10 protein-coding genes and 1 pseudogene are annotated in these 15,097 nt (G+C 75.6%); 4 read left to right on the top strand and 7 right to left on the bottom strand.

All coding sequences use genetic code 11. The annotated features are described in order from the left end of the window. Positions 1-240 precede the first annotated feature (240 nt). Together glpK and ACF09K_RS20665 are read right to left on the bottom strand one after the other, a co-directional pair. On the bottom strand, positions 241-1,758 hold the full coding sequence (gene glpK, locus ACF09K_RS20670; protein WP_392245449.1) for a glycerol kinase GlpK: 1,518 nt from the start codon (positions 1,756-1,758) through the stop codon (positions 241-243). 24 nt (positions 1,759-1,782) lie between these two features. Continuing rightward, the gene (locus ACF09K_RS20665; protein ID WP_392245447.1) at positions 1,783-2,634 is read right to left on the bottom strand and encodes an MIP/aquaporin family protein; all 852 of its coding nucleotides are present in this window, start codon (positions 2,632-2,634) and stop codon (positions 1,783-1,785) included. 422 nt (positions 2,635-3,056) lie between these two features. On the opposite strand from ACF09K_RS20665, the gene ACF09K_RS20660 reads away from it, so the two are divergent. Continuing rightward, entirely contained in the window at positions 3,057-5,042 is a 1,986-nt protein-coding gene (locus ACF09K_RS20660) for a SpoIIE family protein phosphatase (protein WP_392245555.1), read from the top strand. A 31-nt stretch (positions 5,043-5,073) separates the two neighbouring features. Here the strand turns inward: ACF09K_RS20660 and ACF09K_RS20655 are convergent, their stop codons facing one another. The 3 genes and pseudogenes from ACF09K_RS20655 to ACF09K_RS20645 form a co-directional block, all read right to left on the bottom strand. Then, positions 5,074-5,607: a GNAT family N-acetyltransferase gene (locus tag ACF09K_RS20655; protein ID WP_392245445.1), complete on the bottom strand. Its 534-nt coding sequence runs from the start codon at positions 5,605-5,607 to the stop codon at positions 5,074-5,076. Between the two features lie 57 nt (positions 5,608-5,664). After that, the gene (locus ACF09K_RS20650) at positions 5,665-6,057 is read right to left on the bottom strand and encodes an iron chaperone (protein WP_392245553.1); all 393 of its coding nucleotides are present in this window, start codon (positions 6,055-6,057) and stop codon (positions 5,665-5,667) included. Between the two features lie 209 nt (positions 6,058-6,266). Continuing rightward, positions 6,267-6,698, bottom strand: a pseudogene (locus ACF09K_RS20645) (pyridoxamine 5'-phosphate oxidase family protein); the annotation flags it as partial. Positions 6,699-7,002: 304 nt separating this feature from the next. On the opposite strand from ACF09K_RS20645, the gene ACF09K_RS20640 reads away from it, so the two are divergent. Then, entirely contained in the window at positions 7,003-10,026 is a 3,024-nt protein-coding gene (locus tag ACF09K_RS20640) for an ATP-binding protein (protein ID WP_392245444.1), read from the top strand. Between the two features lie 45 nt (positions 10,027-10,071). On the opposite strand, the gene ACF09K_RS20635 is transcribed toward ACF09K_RS20640, so the two are convergent. Both ACF09K_RS20635 and ACF09K_RS20630 read right to left on the bottom strand, forming a co-directional pair. Beyond that, positions 10,072-11,676: a glycerol-3-phosphate dehydrogenase/oxidase gene (locus tag ACF09K_RS20635; RefSeq protein ID WP_392245442.1), complete on the bottom strand. Its 1,605-nt coding sequence runs from the start codon at positions 11,674-11,676 to the stop codon at positions 10,072-10,074. Continuing rightward, the gene (locus ACF09K_RS20630) at positions 11,673-12,272 is read right to left on the bottom strand and encodes a TetR/AcrR family transcriptional regulator (RefSeq protein ID WP_392245440.1); all 600 of its coding nucleotides are present in this window, start codon (positions 12,270-12,272) and stop codon (positions 11,673-11,675) included. Before ACF09K_RS20630 ends, ACF09K_RS20635 begins: the two co-directional genes overlap by 4 nt. 74 nt (positions 12,273-12,346) lie before the next feature. Here ACF09K_RS20630 and ACF09K_RS20625 point away from each other — a divergent pair, with 74 nt between their 5' ends. Both ACF09K_RS20625 and ACF09K_RS20620 read left to right on the top strand, forming a co-directional pair. Continuing rightward, positions 12,347-13,945, top strand: a complete 1,599-nt coding sequence (locus tag ACF09K_RS20625; protein ID WP_392245438.1) for an FAD-binding oxidoreductase — start codon at positions 12,347-12,349, stop codon at positions 13,943-13,945. Positions 13,946-14,037: 92 nt separating this feature from the next. Next, a complete protein-coding gene (locus tag ACF09K_RS20620) occupies positions 14,038-14,919 on the top strand; it encodes a diacylglycerol/lipid kinase family protein (RefSeq protein ID WP_392245436.1) in 882 nt (293 codons plus the stop codon). The last annotated feature ends 178 nt before the right edge of the window (positions 14,920-15,097 follow it).

The following is a 15,097-nucleotide window of genomic DNA, read 5'->3' as shown; positions in this document are numbered from 1 at the left end:
GGGAGCGGCGGCTCTTCGGACAGGGCGGACCGTGCGCGCAAGCGGAATGACAACATGCGTGTTCGGGAGTTGTCCAGACCTTTCGCACGGCGCGACCGGGGCCGTGCCCGGCCGACGGCACGACGGACGACACGGCCGACGGCACAACGGAGCCGGGGCCGACGGCACGACGGAGCCGGGGCCGACACGTGCGGTCGGCCCCGGCTCGGGAGGGCTCTCGGGAGATCCGTCAGAAGGCGCCTACCCGACCTCGGCCCAGTCGAGGGTGCGTTCCACCGCCTTCTTCCAGCCGGCGTAGCCCTCGGCCCGTCGCTCGTCGGACCACTGGGGCTGCCAGCGCCTGGACTCCTGCCAGTGGGTGCGCAGTTCGTCCGTGTCGCGCCAGAAACCGGTGGCCAGGCCCGCCGCGTAGGCGGCGCCGAGCGCGGTCGTCTCGGCGACGACCGGGCGGCTGACCGGCACCCCGAGGACGTCGGCCTGGATCTGCATGCACAGGTCGTTGGCCGTCACACCGCCGTCGACCTTGAGGACGTCGAGGTGGACCCCGGAGTCCTGTTCCATGGCCTCGACGACGTCACGGCTCTGGTAGCAGATCGACTCCAGCGTGGCCCGGGCCAGATGACCGTTGTCGTTGTAGCGGGCCAGACCGACGATCGCGCCGCGGGCGTCGGAACGCCAGTACGGGGCGAACAGGCCGGAGAACGCCGGGACGAAGTACATGCCGCCGTTGTCCTCGACGGTACGGGCCAGCGTCTCGCTCTCGTCGGCACTGCTGATGATCTTCATCTGGTCGCGCAGCCACTGCACCGCGGACCCCGTGACCGCGATGGAGCCCTCCAGGGCGTAGACCGCCGGCTCGTCACCGAACCGGTACGCCACCGTGGTGAGCAGTCCGTGCTGCGAACGCACCAGCTCGGTACCGGTGTTGAGGACCAGGAAGTTGCCGGTGCCGTAGGTGTTCTTGGCCTCGCCGGGGGCGTAGCAGACCTGTCCCACCGTGGCCGCCTGCTGGTCGCCGAGCACCCCGGTGATGGGGATGGCGGCGCGCAGCGGCCGGGAGGTGCGCGTGACGCCGTACGCCTCGCGGTGGGAGGAGGAGTTGATGACGGGCAGCATGGACCGGGGGATCCCGAAGAAACCCAGCAGTTCGTCGTCCCAGTCCAGCGTCTCCAGGTCCATCAGCATGGTCCGGCTGGCGTTGGTCACGTCGGTGGCGTGGATCCCGCCGTCCGGGCCGCCCGTCAGGTTCCACAGGACCCAGCTGTCGGTGTTGCCGAAGACCGCGTGGCCCTGTTCCGCCGCCTCGCGGACCCCGTCGACGTTCTCCAGGATCCACTGGATCTTGCCGCCGGAGAAGTACGTCGCCGGGGGCAGGCCCGCCTTGCGGCGGATGACGTCGCCCTTGCCCGAGCGTTCCAGGGCCGCGGCGATGGAGTCGGTGCGGGTGTCCTGCCAGACGATGGCGTTGTAGTAGGGGCGTCCGCTGCGCGGATCCCACACCACCGTGGTCTCCCGCTGGTTGGTGATGCCGATCGCCGCCAGGTCCTCCGGGGACAGGTTCCCGTGCCGCAGGGCGTTCTGCATCACCGAGTTGGTGCGCTCCCAGATCTCGACGGGGTCGTGTTCGACCCATCCCGACCGCGGGAGGATCTGGGCGTGCTCCAACTGGTGCTTCGCCACCTCGTTCCCGTCGTGGTCGAAGATCATGAATCGGGTGCTGGTGGTGCCTTGGTCCACCGCGCCCACGAAGTCAGCCATGGGATGCCGCCTTTGCTGCCGGTGTCAGCGCTCGGAGTCGGGGGCGGGGACGCGGCCGGGAGGCTCCGCCTCCGCCGTCGGCAGGAACCGGCCGATGAACGCCTTGTACAGGCCGGCGCCGAGCAGGCCGCCGATCAGGGGGGCGATGATCGGCACCCAGAAGTAGAAGTTCCCGTACTGATCCCGCCACGCCCCGCCGTAGCCGGTGAGGAAGCTGGCCAGCCGGGGGCCGAAGTCACGCGCCGGATTGATCGCGTATCCCGCGTTGGTTCCCCACGCCATGCCGATGGCCACGACGATCAGGCCCACGATGAACGGGGCCAGGTTCGCCCCCGGCGGGTTGTTGAGCAGGTCCGTGACGGCCATGACCAGCAGCAGCAGGATCGCGGTGCCGATGATCTGGTCGCGGAAGGCGCCCCACTCGTGGACCGGCAGGTTCGGGTTGCCGTTGGCGGGGAGCGTGGAGAACACACCCTGCGTCTTGATGGTGTGACCCGGGTCGGCCTTGGCCAGCGCCTCGGTGTAGTTCCACCGGACGATCAGGGCCGCCACGAAGGCGCCCGCCGTCTGCGCCACCATGTAGGGCGCGACCTTCCGCCAGGGGAACCCCTTGAACGCCGCGAGGGCGAGGGTCACCGCGGGATTGATGTGGGCGCCGCTCAGCCGCCCCGCGACGTACACGCCGAGGGTGACGCCGAGGCCCCACGCCCAGGAGATGCTGTCGTGGTTGCCGAGGCCGCCCGGCGGTGTCGTCAGGGCCCCGCCGGCGACCACCTGGGCCACGACTCCGCATCCGAAGAGGATGAGAACCATCGTGCCGGCGAACTCGGCCGACAACTCGCCGGCCAGTCCCGACCTTTTCAAACGCTCAGCCATGGAAGCTCGCTTCCCGCCGGTCGAAGGACCGGCTCTCGATTACCGAGCCCTTCCGACGTCAGGATAAGTCGGCAGTAAAGAAATCGCTCGAACAGTCACCTACGGTCGCAAACCGCAAGAAATGCCTCCACCGCCGCTGTCGTCGTTGCACGGCCCCGGCGACTCTCGCGCGGTCCCCGGCGACCCCCACAGGGTTCCCCCGGCGGTCCCCGGCGGTCCCCGGCGGGCCCCGGCAGTCCCGTCGGCCCCCGGCGGCCCTCGGTGGTTCGGCCGCCACGGCTTTGCCGTCTGGTGGACTCCGCTCTTCCGGATAGGGTGTTTTCATACGAAATGTTGCCTGGTGGTCAGGACGTGCGGTGGACGCTCACCAGACGGCGGGACCGGTGCCGGAACAGCCCTCCACGGCTGTCGGGTACGCGGGTGTGCTGCGCGAACTGCTGCCGATCGCGCTCTGGCGGGAGGACACCGACGGACGCGTCGCGGAGTGGTCGCTGGCCGCCCAGGACCTGCTCGGCTACCGGCCCGAGGAGGTACTCGGCCGGCCCGCCTCGACCCTGCTCGTCCCCGAGGGCCACGGCGAACTCGCCGACCGGCTGACCCGCCGGGTGCACGCCGGGGAGACCGTCGGCGGAACCCTGCGGGTGCGCCACCGCGACGGCCACCAGGTGACGATGGAGATGTGGATCGTCCCGGCCGCCGACGCGCTCGGACGGCCCGGCGCCCTGCTCATCGCCGTGGAGACCTCCCAGGTCCTGCGCATGCGGGACTCGCTGGCGGCCCTGGAGAGCCTCTTCCGCCAGTCGCCCATCGGCCTGGCCACCCTCGGCACCGACCTGCGCTTCCTGCGGGTCAACGACGCGCTCGCCCGGATGAACGGCCGCTCCGCCGCCGAGCACCTGGGCAGGCGCCTGACCGAGGTGGTGCCCGACGTCAACGCCGCCGCCCTGGAATCGACGATGCGGCAGGTCCTGGACCGGGGCACCGCCGTCGTCGACGTCCGCCGCACCGGGCGCACCGCCTCCGACCCCCGCCACGACCGGACCTGGTCCTGCTCCTACGCCCCCCTCGTCGACGGCACCGGCCGGACCCTCGGCCTGATCGCCTCCCTCATCGACATCACGGAGAGCCAGCGCGCCGAGGCCGACGCCGAGCGGGCCAGACGCCGCTTCGCCCTGCTGGCGGAGGCGGGCACCCGCATCGGCACCACCCTGGACCTGCGGCAGACCTCCGAGGAGATCGTGCAGATGCTGGTGCCCCAGCTCGCCGACTCCGCCGACGTGCAGCTCCTCGAGGAGGTCCTGCGGCCCGACGAGTCCGCGGCCTCCACCCACGGCGTGGTCCGCCGCACGGCCGCCCACTTCCCCGACCCCGCGGCCCCCACGGCGAAGCTCCTGCCGGGCATGACGTCCCGGATCCCGCACGGCTCGCTGTACGAGACGGTCATCACCGAGGGGCGCCCCACGAACCTCTACCGCTCCGACGTCCCGGCCCTCGTCACCGACCCCCGCTCCGACCACCTGCGCGCGTACCTGATGGGCCTCGGCTCCGCGCGGCTGGTCCCCCTGGTCGCCCGCGGCAAGGTGCTCGGCGCGGTCATCGTGACCCGGCTCCGCACCCGCGAACCCTTCGACGAGCAGGACTGCGTGCTCATCGACGAACTGGCCGCGCGCGCCGCCCTGAACATCGACAACGCCCTGATGTACACCCGCCAGCGCGCGGCGGCCCTCACCCTGCGGCGCAGCCTGACCAACAGCGCGCTGCCCGTCGTCCCCGGCCTCGAACTGACCGGCCGGTACCTGCCGGCCAGCGAACACGACGTCGGCGGCGACTGGTTCGACGTCATCGCCCTTCCCGACGGCAGGACCGGACTGGTCATCGGGGACGTCATGGGCCACGGCATCCACGCGGCGGCCGTCATGGGCCAGCTCCGCACGGCGGTGCGCACCCTCGCCCGGCACGACGTCCCTCCGGCCCGCATGCTCCGCTCGCTGGACGCCGTCGTGGCCGACATGGGCGAGGACGAGATGGCGACCTGCGTCTACGCCGTCCACGATCCGGTGTCCGGCGGATGCCTCGTCGCCCGGGCCGGCCACCCGCCGCCGGCCGTCAGGGCGCCCGACGGGACGGTCGTCCTCCTCGACGGCCCGCCCGGCACCCCGCTGGGCACCGGCGGGCACGAGTTCCGCACCGAGGAGGTCCCGCTGCCGCCGGGCAGCCTGCTGGTCCTGTACACCGACGGCCTCGTCGAAGCCCGCGGCCGGGACTTCGACCAGGGCCTGGACCGGCTCGCCCGCACCCTGCGGACGCCCGCGCGCTCACTGGCGGAACTCTGCGACGACGTCCTCGCACGGATGCTGCCGCACCCCGCGCAGGACGACGTCGCCGTCCTCATGGCCCGCCCGCAGTGACCGGCCCGGCCCCGGCCGGCCGCCCGCGCCCTCAGCCCTCGTACTCGGTGAGGTCGATGGCGTGCACGGCCAGCGGGACGTCGTGGACGGGGTGGGTCGTCACCCGCTCCGGCACCATCCCGAGCTTGCGGATGACGTTCTCCGAGGCCTCGTCCCCCACCCGGCAGAGGGCGACGACCCGCTCCAGGCCCCGGTCCTGGAGCGCGAACTCCAGCGTGGCCTGAGCGGCCTCGGACGCGTACCCCTGGCCCCAGAACGGTGTGCCGAGCCGCCAGCCGACCGCCACCTCGGAGGCCACGTCCGGCAGGTACCCGGGCACGTACAGGCCCGTGAAGCCGGCCAGCTCGCCCGAGGCGAGCAACTCGACCGCGAAGAGGCCGAAGCCCTCCTCGTCCCACTCCTCCTCCCACCGCTCGAGGGCCTCCGCGGTGCCGTCCAGGTCGAGCACCGAGCCGTCGCCGACCCACCGCATCACCCGCGGGTCCGCGTTGATCTCGGCCATGGGGACCAGGTCGTCGTCGCGCCAGCGACGGAGGAGGAGGCGGGGGGTGCGGATCTCGGTCATGGGGCCATCCTGCCCAAGCCGGGCCCCGTACCGGTAATCGGCGGGGCGCGGGCCCGCTCAGCCGGCCGCCCTTCCGACGAGCGCGACGATCCGCGCCTCCGTGGCGGGGGTCAGCGCCGTCAGGGCGTAGGAGGTGGGCCACAGGGCGCCCTCGTCGAGGTGCGCCTGGTCGCTGAAACCGATCGTGGCGTACCGGGACTTGAACTTCTGCGCGCTCTGGAAGAAGCAGACGACCTTGCCGTCGCGGGCGTAGGCGGGCATGCCGTACCACAGCTTCGGCGTCAGGTGCGGCGCGGTGGTCCGGACGATCTCGTGGAACCGCTCGGCGAGGACCCGGTCGGCGTCCTCCATCTCCGCGATCTTCGCGCGGACGTCGCTCTCCCCGTCCGCCCTGGCCGAGCGCGGACCGCGGCGCGCGGCCGCCTTCAGCTCCTGGGCGTGGTCCTTCATCGCCTCGCGTTCCTCGGCGGTGAACCCCTCGAAGCTCTTCCCGGACGTGCCGGTCTCCCGCGCGGACTTCGACGCGGGCTTCGGTGCGGACTCGGGCGTGCCGGTCATGGCAGGTGCCTTTCTCGGTGGGGCGTGATCGGTCGGGATGTGGTCGGTCGGGATGTGGTCGGTCGGGGGGACGTGGCTCTCGTGTCGTCCGGGCCGGGCCGGTCCAGCCAGCCGCCGTCGCGCATCAGCTCACGTCCCGTCAGTTCGTCCGCCTCGCGCCAGGCCTGGACGCGGCGCGGGGTGACACGAAACCAGCGGTACGGCGTGCCGGCCGGGTCCGGCGTGCGCGGGTCGAAGCCGGTGCGGGCGGCGAACCGGTCGCCCCGCTCCCGCGGCAGCGCGTCGATCTCCAGCACCTCGACGTCACCGTCGATCATCGACACGTCCCGGGTGGGCCCCAGCCCCAGGCGGACGGTCCCGGCGGCGGCCAGGTTCCGGCCGGTCGGACCGCCGGCCGCGGTGGCGAGCAGCAGCGTCCGGCCGTCCCATTCGAAGGACAGCGGCACCAGGTACGGCACGCCGTCCGCCGAGGCCGTGGCCACCCAGACGTCGACGTCGTGGGCGAGCCGGTACTCGGTGTCACGGCGACGCAGGGCGCGGGAGCGGGGCCCGGCGTTCCCGCCGTCCTGGACCGGTCCGGCGTTCCCGCCGTCCCCGGCCGGGCCGATGGCGTCGCCGTCCCGGACCGGACCGGCATCCATGGCGTCCTGGCCGGCGGGATGCGGAACGGTCCTCGGGGCGCGGGCGGACGAGCCGGTCATGGTCACTCCTGCGGTCGCGGGTCACGATCCGCCCGGCCGGTCCCGCCGGGCTCGATCGCCGTGGTCACACCCTCTCCCGGCCGGGGCGGTCCCCGCCTCCGTGCCCACCACGGAGATCACCACGGATAATGAGCCCGTGTCCACCTCAGTGATCTCGGCCCGGGAGGGCGAAGTGCTCGCGCTGCTCGGGGAGCACCTCAGCAACGCGGAGATCTCCGCCCGCCTGTTCATCTCCGTCCGCACGGTCGAGTCACACGTCTCCGCGCTGCTGCGCAAGCTGGAGGTGCCCGACCGGCGGGCGCTCGCCCGCCGTGCCGCCGAACTCGCCCGCGCCGAACGGCCGCGGCCGGCCCCCGTCCTCCCCGTGCCGCTGACGGCGTTCGTCGGCCGGGTCCGGGAGCGGGCCGAGCTGGCCGCGGCGGTGAGGTCCTGCCGGCAGGTGACCGCGGTCGGTCCGGGCGGCGTGGGCAAGACCCGGCTCGCGCTCGCGGTGGCGGCGGAGACGGCCGGTGACTTCGCCGACGGGGTGTGGTTCGTCGACCTGGCCCCGGTCGTCGATCCGGGCCGGGTCGGGGCGGCGGTCGCGGCGGCCGTCGGGGTGGGCGAGCAGCCCGGCCGGGGCGTCGACGAGGCGGTCCTGGCGGCGCTGGCGGACCGGCGGGCGCTGCTGGTGCTCGACAACTGCGAGCAGATACGCGACGGGGTGGCGCCGTTCCTGGAACGCCTGCTGACGGCCTGTCCCCGGCTGCGGGTGCTGGCGACGAGCCGGGCCCGGATGACGGTGCCGTTCGAACGGGTCTTCCCGGTCCCGCCGCTGTCCTGGGCCGACGGGGACGAGTCGGAGGCCGTCACCCTGTTCACGGAACGGGCGGCGGCGGTCGGCCCGCCCCCGGACCCCGCCGCGCGCGAGCGGATCGCGGGCCTGTGCGAACGGCTCGGCGGCATGGCGCTGGCCATCGAACTGGCCGCGGCGCGCTGGCCCACGCTCGGGCCGGACGGACTCACGGCCGGCCTCTCCGACCAGCTGCGCATCCTCGCGGGCGGCCCCCGCGCCGACGACCGGCACCGGTCGGTGCGGGCGGCGCTGGACTGGAGCCACGACCTGCTGGAGCCGCGCGAGCGGGCCCTGCTGCGCCGGGTCTCGGTGTTCGCGACGGCGTTCACCGCCGACGCGGCCGCCGAGGTGGCGGCCTTCGCCCCGCTGGACCGGGCGGCGGTGGCCGACGGACTCGGCCGGCTCGCGGACCAGAGCCTGCTCACCGCGATCCCCGCCGCGACCGGCACCCGGTACCAGGCGCTGGAGACCATCCGCCAGTACGGCACGGAGCGGCTCGCCGACGCCGGCGAATCGGCCGACGTCCGGGCCCGCCACCTGGCCTGGTGCCTGGCCGGCGCGACCGCCCTCCTCGCGGCGGAGGACGGGGACGCCGGCCGGCGTCCCCGGTTCGACGCGCTGGCCGAGGACGTCAGAGCCGCCCTCGCCCGGTCCGCCGACCGGCCGGAGCAGCGCGCGGACGCCCACCGCCTCGCCCTGGCCATGGGCGGGCTGACCTTCGCCCACCACCTGCTCGGCGAGGCCCAGCAGTGCTACGAACAGGCGGCCGCCCTCGCCGGTGACGCGGCCGGCGCCGGGGCGCTGCGGGAGGCCGCCGCGGTGGCCGGCTGCCGCAGGCTCGGCGACGACATGCTCCGCCTGCACCGCGGCGCCGCGGAGGCCGCCCGGCGGGCCGGTGACCTCGTGGGCGCGAGCCGCGACCTGGCGACGGCCGCCACCGTCGCGTACCGCTTCTCGAGCGAGTTCACCCGGGTCCCCACCGCGGCCGAGGCGAGGGCCATGCTGGGGACGGCGCGGGAACTGTCCGGCGAAGGCCACGGCGACGAGGACGGAGACGGCCACGGCGGCGGCCGGGGCAAGGACCACGGCCGTGGCGACGGCGCCCGTGAAAGCCGTGGCGACGGCGCCGGCGAAGACCACGGCCACGGCCACCGCGACCACGAAGGCCGCGGCGACGGAGACGGCGACAGCCACGGCGACCGCGACGACGGCCAAGGCGAAGCCCCCGGCCCCGGCCCCAGCTACGGCCACGGTTCCGGCCCCGGCGACCCGGCGACCGGAGCGGCCCTGGCGCTGGCCGAGGCGGCCGTGCTCGCGGACGCCTTCGGCGCGGTCCAGGGGGACACCGACAACACCGCGCACGAGACCGTCGCGCGCGCCGAGCGGGCCGTGGAACTCGCGCGCCGGGCCGGTGATCCGGTGGCCGAGTCCGCCGCGCTCGACGCCCTGTCCGGCGCCCTGACCTGGGCCGGCGACTCCTTCGGCGCCGCGGCCGCCGCCCGGCGCCGGATCGCCGTCCTGGAGCCGGTGCCGCACACCCCCGCCGCCACCCACGAGCGGATGGACGCCCTCGCCATGGCCGCCGGAACCGCCCTCGGCGTGGGGGACCTCCCGCGGGCCCGCCGCTGGGGCGGGCAGCTCGCCGCCCACCCGCTGTTCGCCGAGGTGGGCCACCACGCCACGTCCTGGCTGCTGATCGCGGACGCGTTCGCGGGCCGCGCCGACGACGTGCTCACGGGCAGCGCGGGGTTCCTCGACGCGTGGCGGCGGAGCGGCCGGCAACGGTCGTTCTCGCTCGGTCCGGCCGCCGCGTCGGTCGCCATGGTCCACGGCCTGCGGGGCGACCACGACGCCCGGACGGCCTGGCTCGACATCGTCGGCCGGGCGGGCACCGAGTCGGAGCACCGCCACGGCTACGGCGCGGTCTTCGACGCGATGGTCCTGCTCCACCACGGCGACCCGGAGCGGGCCCTGGAGCGGGTCGCGCCGGAGCCGGACCGGGTGTGGAAGTGGGTCTCCTGGATCTGGCTGCACTGGTACGTCGCCCTGCGGGCGGAGGCCTCGGTGCTCGCCGGTCACCCGGACGCCCGGGACCGGGTCGCCGCCGCCCGGACCACGGTCGCCGGCAACCCGGTCGCCACCGCCCAGCTGGACCGGGCCGGGGCGCTGCTGGACGGCGACCCCGCACGTCAGCTCGCCGCCGCGGCGGCCTTCGAGGCGGCGGGCTGCCCCTACCAGTCGGCACGCACCCTGCTGCTGGCCGGCCCCGCACACCGGGAGGACGGCCGGCGTGCCCTCGCCCGCCTGGGCCTCACGGACGGCTGAGGCCCGCGCCCGGCGGGCACCGCCGTCCCCGGCCGGCGAGGTGGTTCACGACGGTCCCGGGGACGGCCGGTCCCGGGCACCGTCCAGCAGGCGGCGTACGGCGGGCAGGGCCCGGTCGCGGTCGTCCGGCACCAGGCCGAGGCGGGTGCGGCGGTCGAGGAGGTCGTCCTCGTCGAGGGCGCCTTCGTGACGCAGGGCCCACACCAGTTCCGCGCCCGTGACGGGGTGGCCCTCGAGAACGGGCCCGGCGAGGTGCGGGTGGGCGGTGGCGAGGGCCTGGACGGCCGGGGCCTCCGTGCCGTAGCGCCGGACGAGGCGGCGGGGAGCGGCGAGGGCGCGCAGCGTCCGCGGGGGCGCCGCGCCGACGAGGGGGAGGCGGGCCGTGCGGCAGGGGGCGGCGGTGAGGCGGCCCGCGGTGACGGCGGCGTCGACGGCGTCCTGGGCCATCCTGCGGTAGGTGGTGAGCTTGCCGCCGACCACCGTGACGACGCCGTCGCCCCGGCCGACGACCGCGTGCCGCCGGGAGATGTCCGAGGTGCGGCCGGTGTCCGCCGAGTCCAGCAGCGGGCGCAGCCCGGCGAAGGCGCCGACCACGTCGCCGCGGTGCACGGGGGTGTCGAGCACGCAGCCGAGGACGTCGAGGAGGAAGCCGATGTCCGACTCGGGGGCGGCCGGGACGTCGGGCAGGTCGCCCTCGACGGGTTCGTCCGTGAGCCCGACGTAGACCCGGCCGTCGCCCTGCGGGAGGACCAGGACGAAGCGGTTGGTCTCGCCCGGGACCGGGACGTGCAGTCCGGCCGGGAGGGCGCCGAGGCGCTCCGAGCGCAGGACGAGGTGGGTGCCCCGGGACGGCCGGATCCGGATGCCCTCGACCAGCCGGCCGGCCCAGACGCCGGAGGCGTTGACGACCGTGCGGGCCCGGATCTCGCCCTCCTCGCCGGTCAGTTCGTCGCGGACCACGGCTCCGCGGCCGGTGAGCCGCAGCGCCCGGACCCGGGTGAGGACGCGGGCGCCGTGGGCGGCGGCCGTCCGGGCGAGGGCGGTGACCAGGCGGGCGTCGTCGGTGACCTTGCCGTCCCAGGACAGCAGACCGCCGCGGAGTCCTTCGGGACGCACGGCCGGGGCGAGGTGGCGGGCCTCCGCCGCGGAGAGGCGGCGGGGCGCCGGCAGCGTCGCCCGCGCGGTGCGGGCGGCGAGCCGCAGGGCGTCCCCGGCGCGGAAACCCGCCCAGGCCAGGGCGGCCTGGCCGCGGGGGACCAGCGGGGTGAGCGGCAGGACGAAGGGTTCGGCGTGCACCAGGTGCGGCGCGGTGCGCTCCATCAGCAGCCCGCGCTCCACCGCGCTCTCGTGGGCGACGTCGAACTGCGCGGAGGCGAGGTAGCGCAGGCCGCCGTGGATGAGCTTCGAACTCCAGCGGGAGGTGCCGAAGGCGAGGTCGTGGGCGTCGACGGCGGCGACCGTCAGGCCCCGGGCGGCCGCGTCGAGGGCGGCTCCGGCGCCGGTCGCGCCCAGGCCGACGACCAGGACGTCCACCGCCGGCCCGCCCACGGCCTCGGCGAGTTCCCGTGCGCGCCGGGCGGCCGACAGCGAGGAGGCGCCGCGGGGTGGGGAGGCACCGCGGGGCGGGGCGGGGCTGCCGGTGCGGCTCATGGCGTGAGGGTCCTCTCCAGAAGGGTCCGCAACTCCCCGAGGAAGGCCGCGGAGTCGAGTTCCGGGTCGTCCTCGTCGGTCATGGTCCGCAGGGACAGCGTGAACGACTGGACGACGAGCAGGAGCGAGCGCGCCTGCCGCTCCGGATGGCCGGGCCGCACCGAGCCGTCGGCGTGGCCCTCGCGCACTCCGGCGGCGAGCAGTTCCAGCAGGGCCTCCTGACTCGCCCCGCGCCGGTCGAGGACGTAGGGGAGGAGGAGTTCGGGGTCCACGTCGACGATCTTGTGGAACAGCGGATGGGCGCGGAAGGCGGTCACCCCCGCCACCAGGCCGTCGACGAGGAGGGTGCGGGCGTCGGTGTCCGGGCGCCGCTCGGGCATGGCGCCGGTGGCGACCCCGACCCATTCCCGGGTCATGAGATCGCCGACCAGCGAGCGGACGTCGGGCCAGCGCCGGTAGAGGGTCATGCGGGAGACCCCCGCCCGGCGGGCCACGTCGGTGAGCGTCGTACGGCGGACCCCGACGGCCAGGACGCAGTCGCGCACCGCGTCGAGCACCGCGTCCCCGTCCGACTGGTTGTGACGAATAGGCGTCATGTGTCACAGTGTAACGCCTCACGGGGGGCGCGACGAGCCGGCCTCCCGTACCGCCGACCTGGAGGACGACACCGATGGACATGCTCTGGAGCGGCTGGGGCGATCCCGCCGCGGCGACGGCGCTGCCCGACACGGTGGTCGGGCTGCTGCACGACCTGCTCGGCGTCGAGCCGCGCACCGCCGCCCCGGTGCCGCTCGACCGGATCCAGGTCCCCGCCGCACCCCTCGGAACCGAGGCGTACGACGCCCTGCTGGCCGCCGTCGGCGGACACCCCGAGCACGTCCGCACCGACGCCGAGGCCCGCATCCGGCACACCCGCGGCAAGTCCACCCCCGACCTGCTGCGCATCCGCGCCGGCGAGGTCGACGACCTCCCGGCGGCCGTGGTGCTCCCCGCCGGACACGACGAGGTCCTCGCCGTCCTGCGGGCCTGTGCCGCCCACGGGCTGGCGGCCGTGCCCTTCGGCGGCGGCACCTCGGTCGTCGGCGGGCTCGCCCCCGCCCGGCGCGGCGCCTTCGTCTCCCTCGACCTGCGCCGCATGAACGGCCTCCTGGCCGTCGACCCCGTCTCGCGGACCGCCACCCTCCAGGCCGGACTGCGCGCCTCGCACGCCGAGGAACTGCTCGCCGCACACGGCTTCACCCTCGGCCACTTCCCCCAGTCCTACGAGTGGGCCACCATCGGCGGATTCGCCGCCACCCGCTCCAGCGGACAGGCCTCCGCCGGCCACGGCCGCTTCGACGACATGGTCCTCGGCCTCACCCTCGCCACCCCCGAGGGCACGGTCGAGACCGGCCGCGCCCCGCGCTCGGCGGCCGGACCCGACCTGCGCCAGCTCCTGCTGGGCTCGGAGGGCGCGTTCGGCGTGATCACCTCGGTCACCGTCCGCGTCCGTCCCGTCCCCCGAGCCCGCCGCTACGACGGCTGGCGCTTCCCGGACTTCCGGCGGGGCACCGACGCCCTGCGCCGGCTCGCCCAGGACGGGCCCCGGCCGACGGTGCTGCGCCTGTCCGACGAGACGGAGACCCTCGTCGGCCTCGCCCAGCCCGACGCCATCGGCTCCGGCGCCCCGGACGGGAACGCCGGCTGTCTGGCCGTCGTGGGCTTCGAGGGCACCGACGAGGACACCGCCCGCGGCCGCGCCGCGGCGGCCGCGGTGCTGCGCGAGGCCGGCGGAGAGCCGCTGGGGGAGGAGCCGGGCCGCCGCTGGGCGCACGGCCGCTACTCCGCCCCCTACCTCAGGGACGCGCTGCTCGACGCGGGCGCCTTCGCCGAGACGCTGGAGACCGCCGCGTTCTGGTCCCGCCTGCCGGAGCTGTACGCCGGTGTCCGCGACGCCTTGACCGCGGCGCTCACCGGGGCGGGCACCCCGCCGCTGGTCATGTGCCACGTCTCGCACGTCTACGAGAACGGCGCCTCCCTCTACTTCACCGTCGTCAGCGCCCAGGGCGGCGACCCCCTCGCCCACTGGACCCGCGCCAAGCACGCGGCCAACGACGCGATCCTCGCCGCCGGCGGCACCATCACCCACCACCACGGGGTGGGCACCGACCACCGCGACTGGTACGTGCGCGAGGCGGGCGACCTGGCCGTCGACGCCCTGCGAGCCGTCAAGCGGCGCCTCGACCCGGCCGGAGTGCTCAGCCCCGGCGTCCTGCTTCCCGCAGACTGAACCGGCCCGGCACCCCCGCCCCACCGCCGGCCGCACCGCTCCTCGTCCGCCCGCCCACGCGTCCACCCGCCGACCGCCCGGAGGCCCACCCGATGCGACAGTTCACGGCCGTCGTCAACCCCACCGCAGGCGCCGCCACGGGCGCGGCGGCCCTCCTCGGGGTGGCCCGGCTGCTGCGGGACGCGGGCGCCGACCTGGAGACCGCCTACAGCCGGAGCCTGCGACACGCCCAGGAACTCGCCCGGACCGCCGGGGAACGCGGGCGGATCGTCCTGGCGGTCGGCGGCGACGGCATCACCGGCGCCGTCGGCGGAGCCCTCAGCGGCACCGACGCCGTCCTGGGCCTGATACCGGCGGGACGCGGCAACGACTTCGCCCGGGCCCTGAAGCTGCCCACCGGGGCGGAGGCCCTGGCCCGCCTCCTGTTGGAGGCCGAACCGCGCCCCGTCGACACCATCGAGGTGCGCTCCGCGGTCCACGACCGCACCGTCGTCCTCGGCAGCGTCTACGCCGGGGTCGACGCGCTCGCCAACCGCCACGCCAACCGGGCCGCACTGCTCAGGGGCGCCGCCGCCTACTACGCCGGAGGCCTGCGCGCGGTGGCCGACTGGCGCCCGGTCCGGTACCGCGTCACGGTCGACGGCGTCGAGCACGCCCACCACGGCTACACCGTCGTCGCGGCCAACTCCGGCTTCTACGGCTCGGGCCGCGTCATCGCCCCCGAGGCCAGGATCGACGACGGCCTGCTGGACGTCGTGCTGATCCGGCACGCTCCCCGGCACCTGTTCTTCGCCCTGATGAACGAGCTCAGGACCGGCGCCCACGTCCACCGCCCCGAGGTGCTCGTCCTGCGCGGCACCCAGGTCCGCGTCGAAGCCGACCGCGGCCTCCCCTACGGCGCCGACGGCGAGGTCGACGCCGAGCTCCCGGTCACCGCCACGGTGCTGCCCGGCGCGCTGCGGACACTGCACTGAGTCCCGCTCCGGGCGGGGAGCCGGCAGGCGCCGGGAGCCCGCGGCACGGGCCCGGCCCGGTGCCCCGGCGCGCACGAGCGCGCCGGGGGCCCCGGCCGGGGCGCCCCCCCCCGCCCCCGGAGCCCCCCCCGCGCCCGGCCCGGGGCCCCCCCGGCGCCCCCGGGGGCCGGGGGCCGGC

This window comes from Streptomyces sp. NPDC014882 (genome assembly GCF_043081325.1).
GTDB lineage: Bacteria > Actinomycetota > Actinomycetes > Streptomycetales > Streptomycetaceae > Streptomyces.
This window is presented reverse-complemented; position numbering and strand designations above follow the sequence as displayed.

Bases quoted from the DNA above. Each gene is read 5' to 3' on its own strand.
- glpK (WP_392245449.1), bottom strand. From the start codon at position 1,758: ATGGCTGACTTCGTGGGCGCGGTGGACCAAGGCACCACCAGCACCCGA.
- ACF09K_RS20665 (WP_392245447.1), bottom strand. From the start codon at position 2,634: ATGGCTGAGCGTTTGAAAAGGTCGGGACTGGCCGGCGAGTTGTCGGCC.
- ACF09K_RS20655 (WP_392245445.1), bottom strand. From the start codon at position 5,607: ATGACCGAGATCCGCACCCCCCGCCTCCTCCTCCGTCGCTGGCGCGAC.
- ACF09K_RS20650 (WP_392245553.1), bottom strand. From the start codon at position 6,057: ATGAAGGACCACGCCCAGGAGCTGAAGGCGGCCGCGCGCCGCGGTCCG.
- ACF09K_RS20635 (WP_392245442.1), bottom strand. From the start codon at position 11,676: ATGAGCCGCACCGGCAGCCCCGCCCCGCCCCGCGGTGCCTCCCCACCC.
- ACF09K_RS20630 (WP_392245440.1), bottom strand. From the start codon at position 12,272: ATGACGCCTATTCGTCACAACCAGTCGGACGGGGACGCGGTGCTCGAC.
- ACF09K_RS20625 (WP_392245438.1), top strand. From the start codon at position 12,347: ATGGACATGCTCTGGAGCGGCTGGGGCGATCCCGCCGCGGCGACGGCG.
- ACF09K_RS20620 (WP_392245436.1), top strand. From the start codon at position 14,038: ATGCGACAGTTCACGGCCGTCGTCAACCCCACCGCAGGCGCCGCCACG.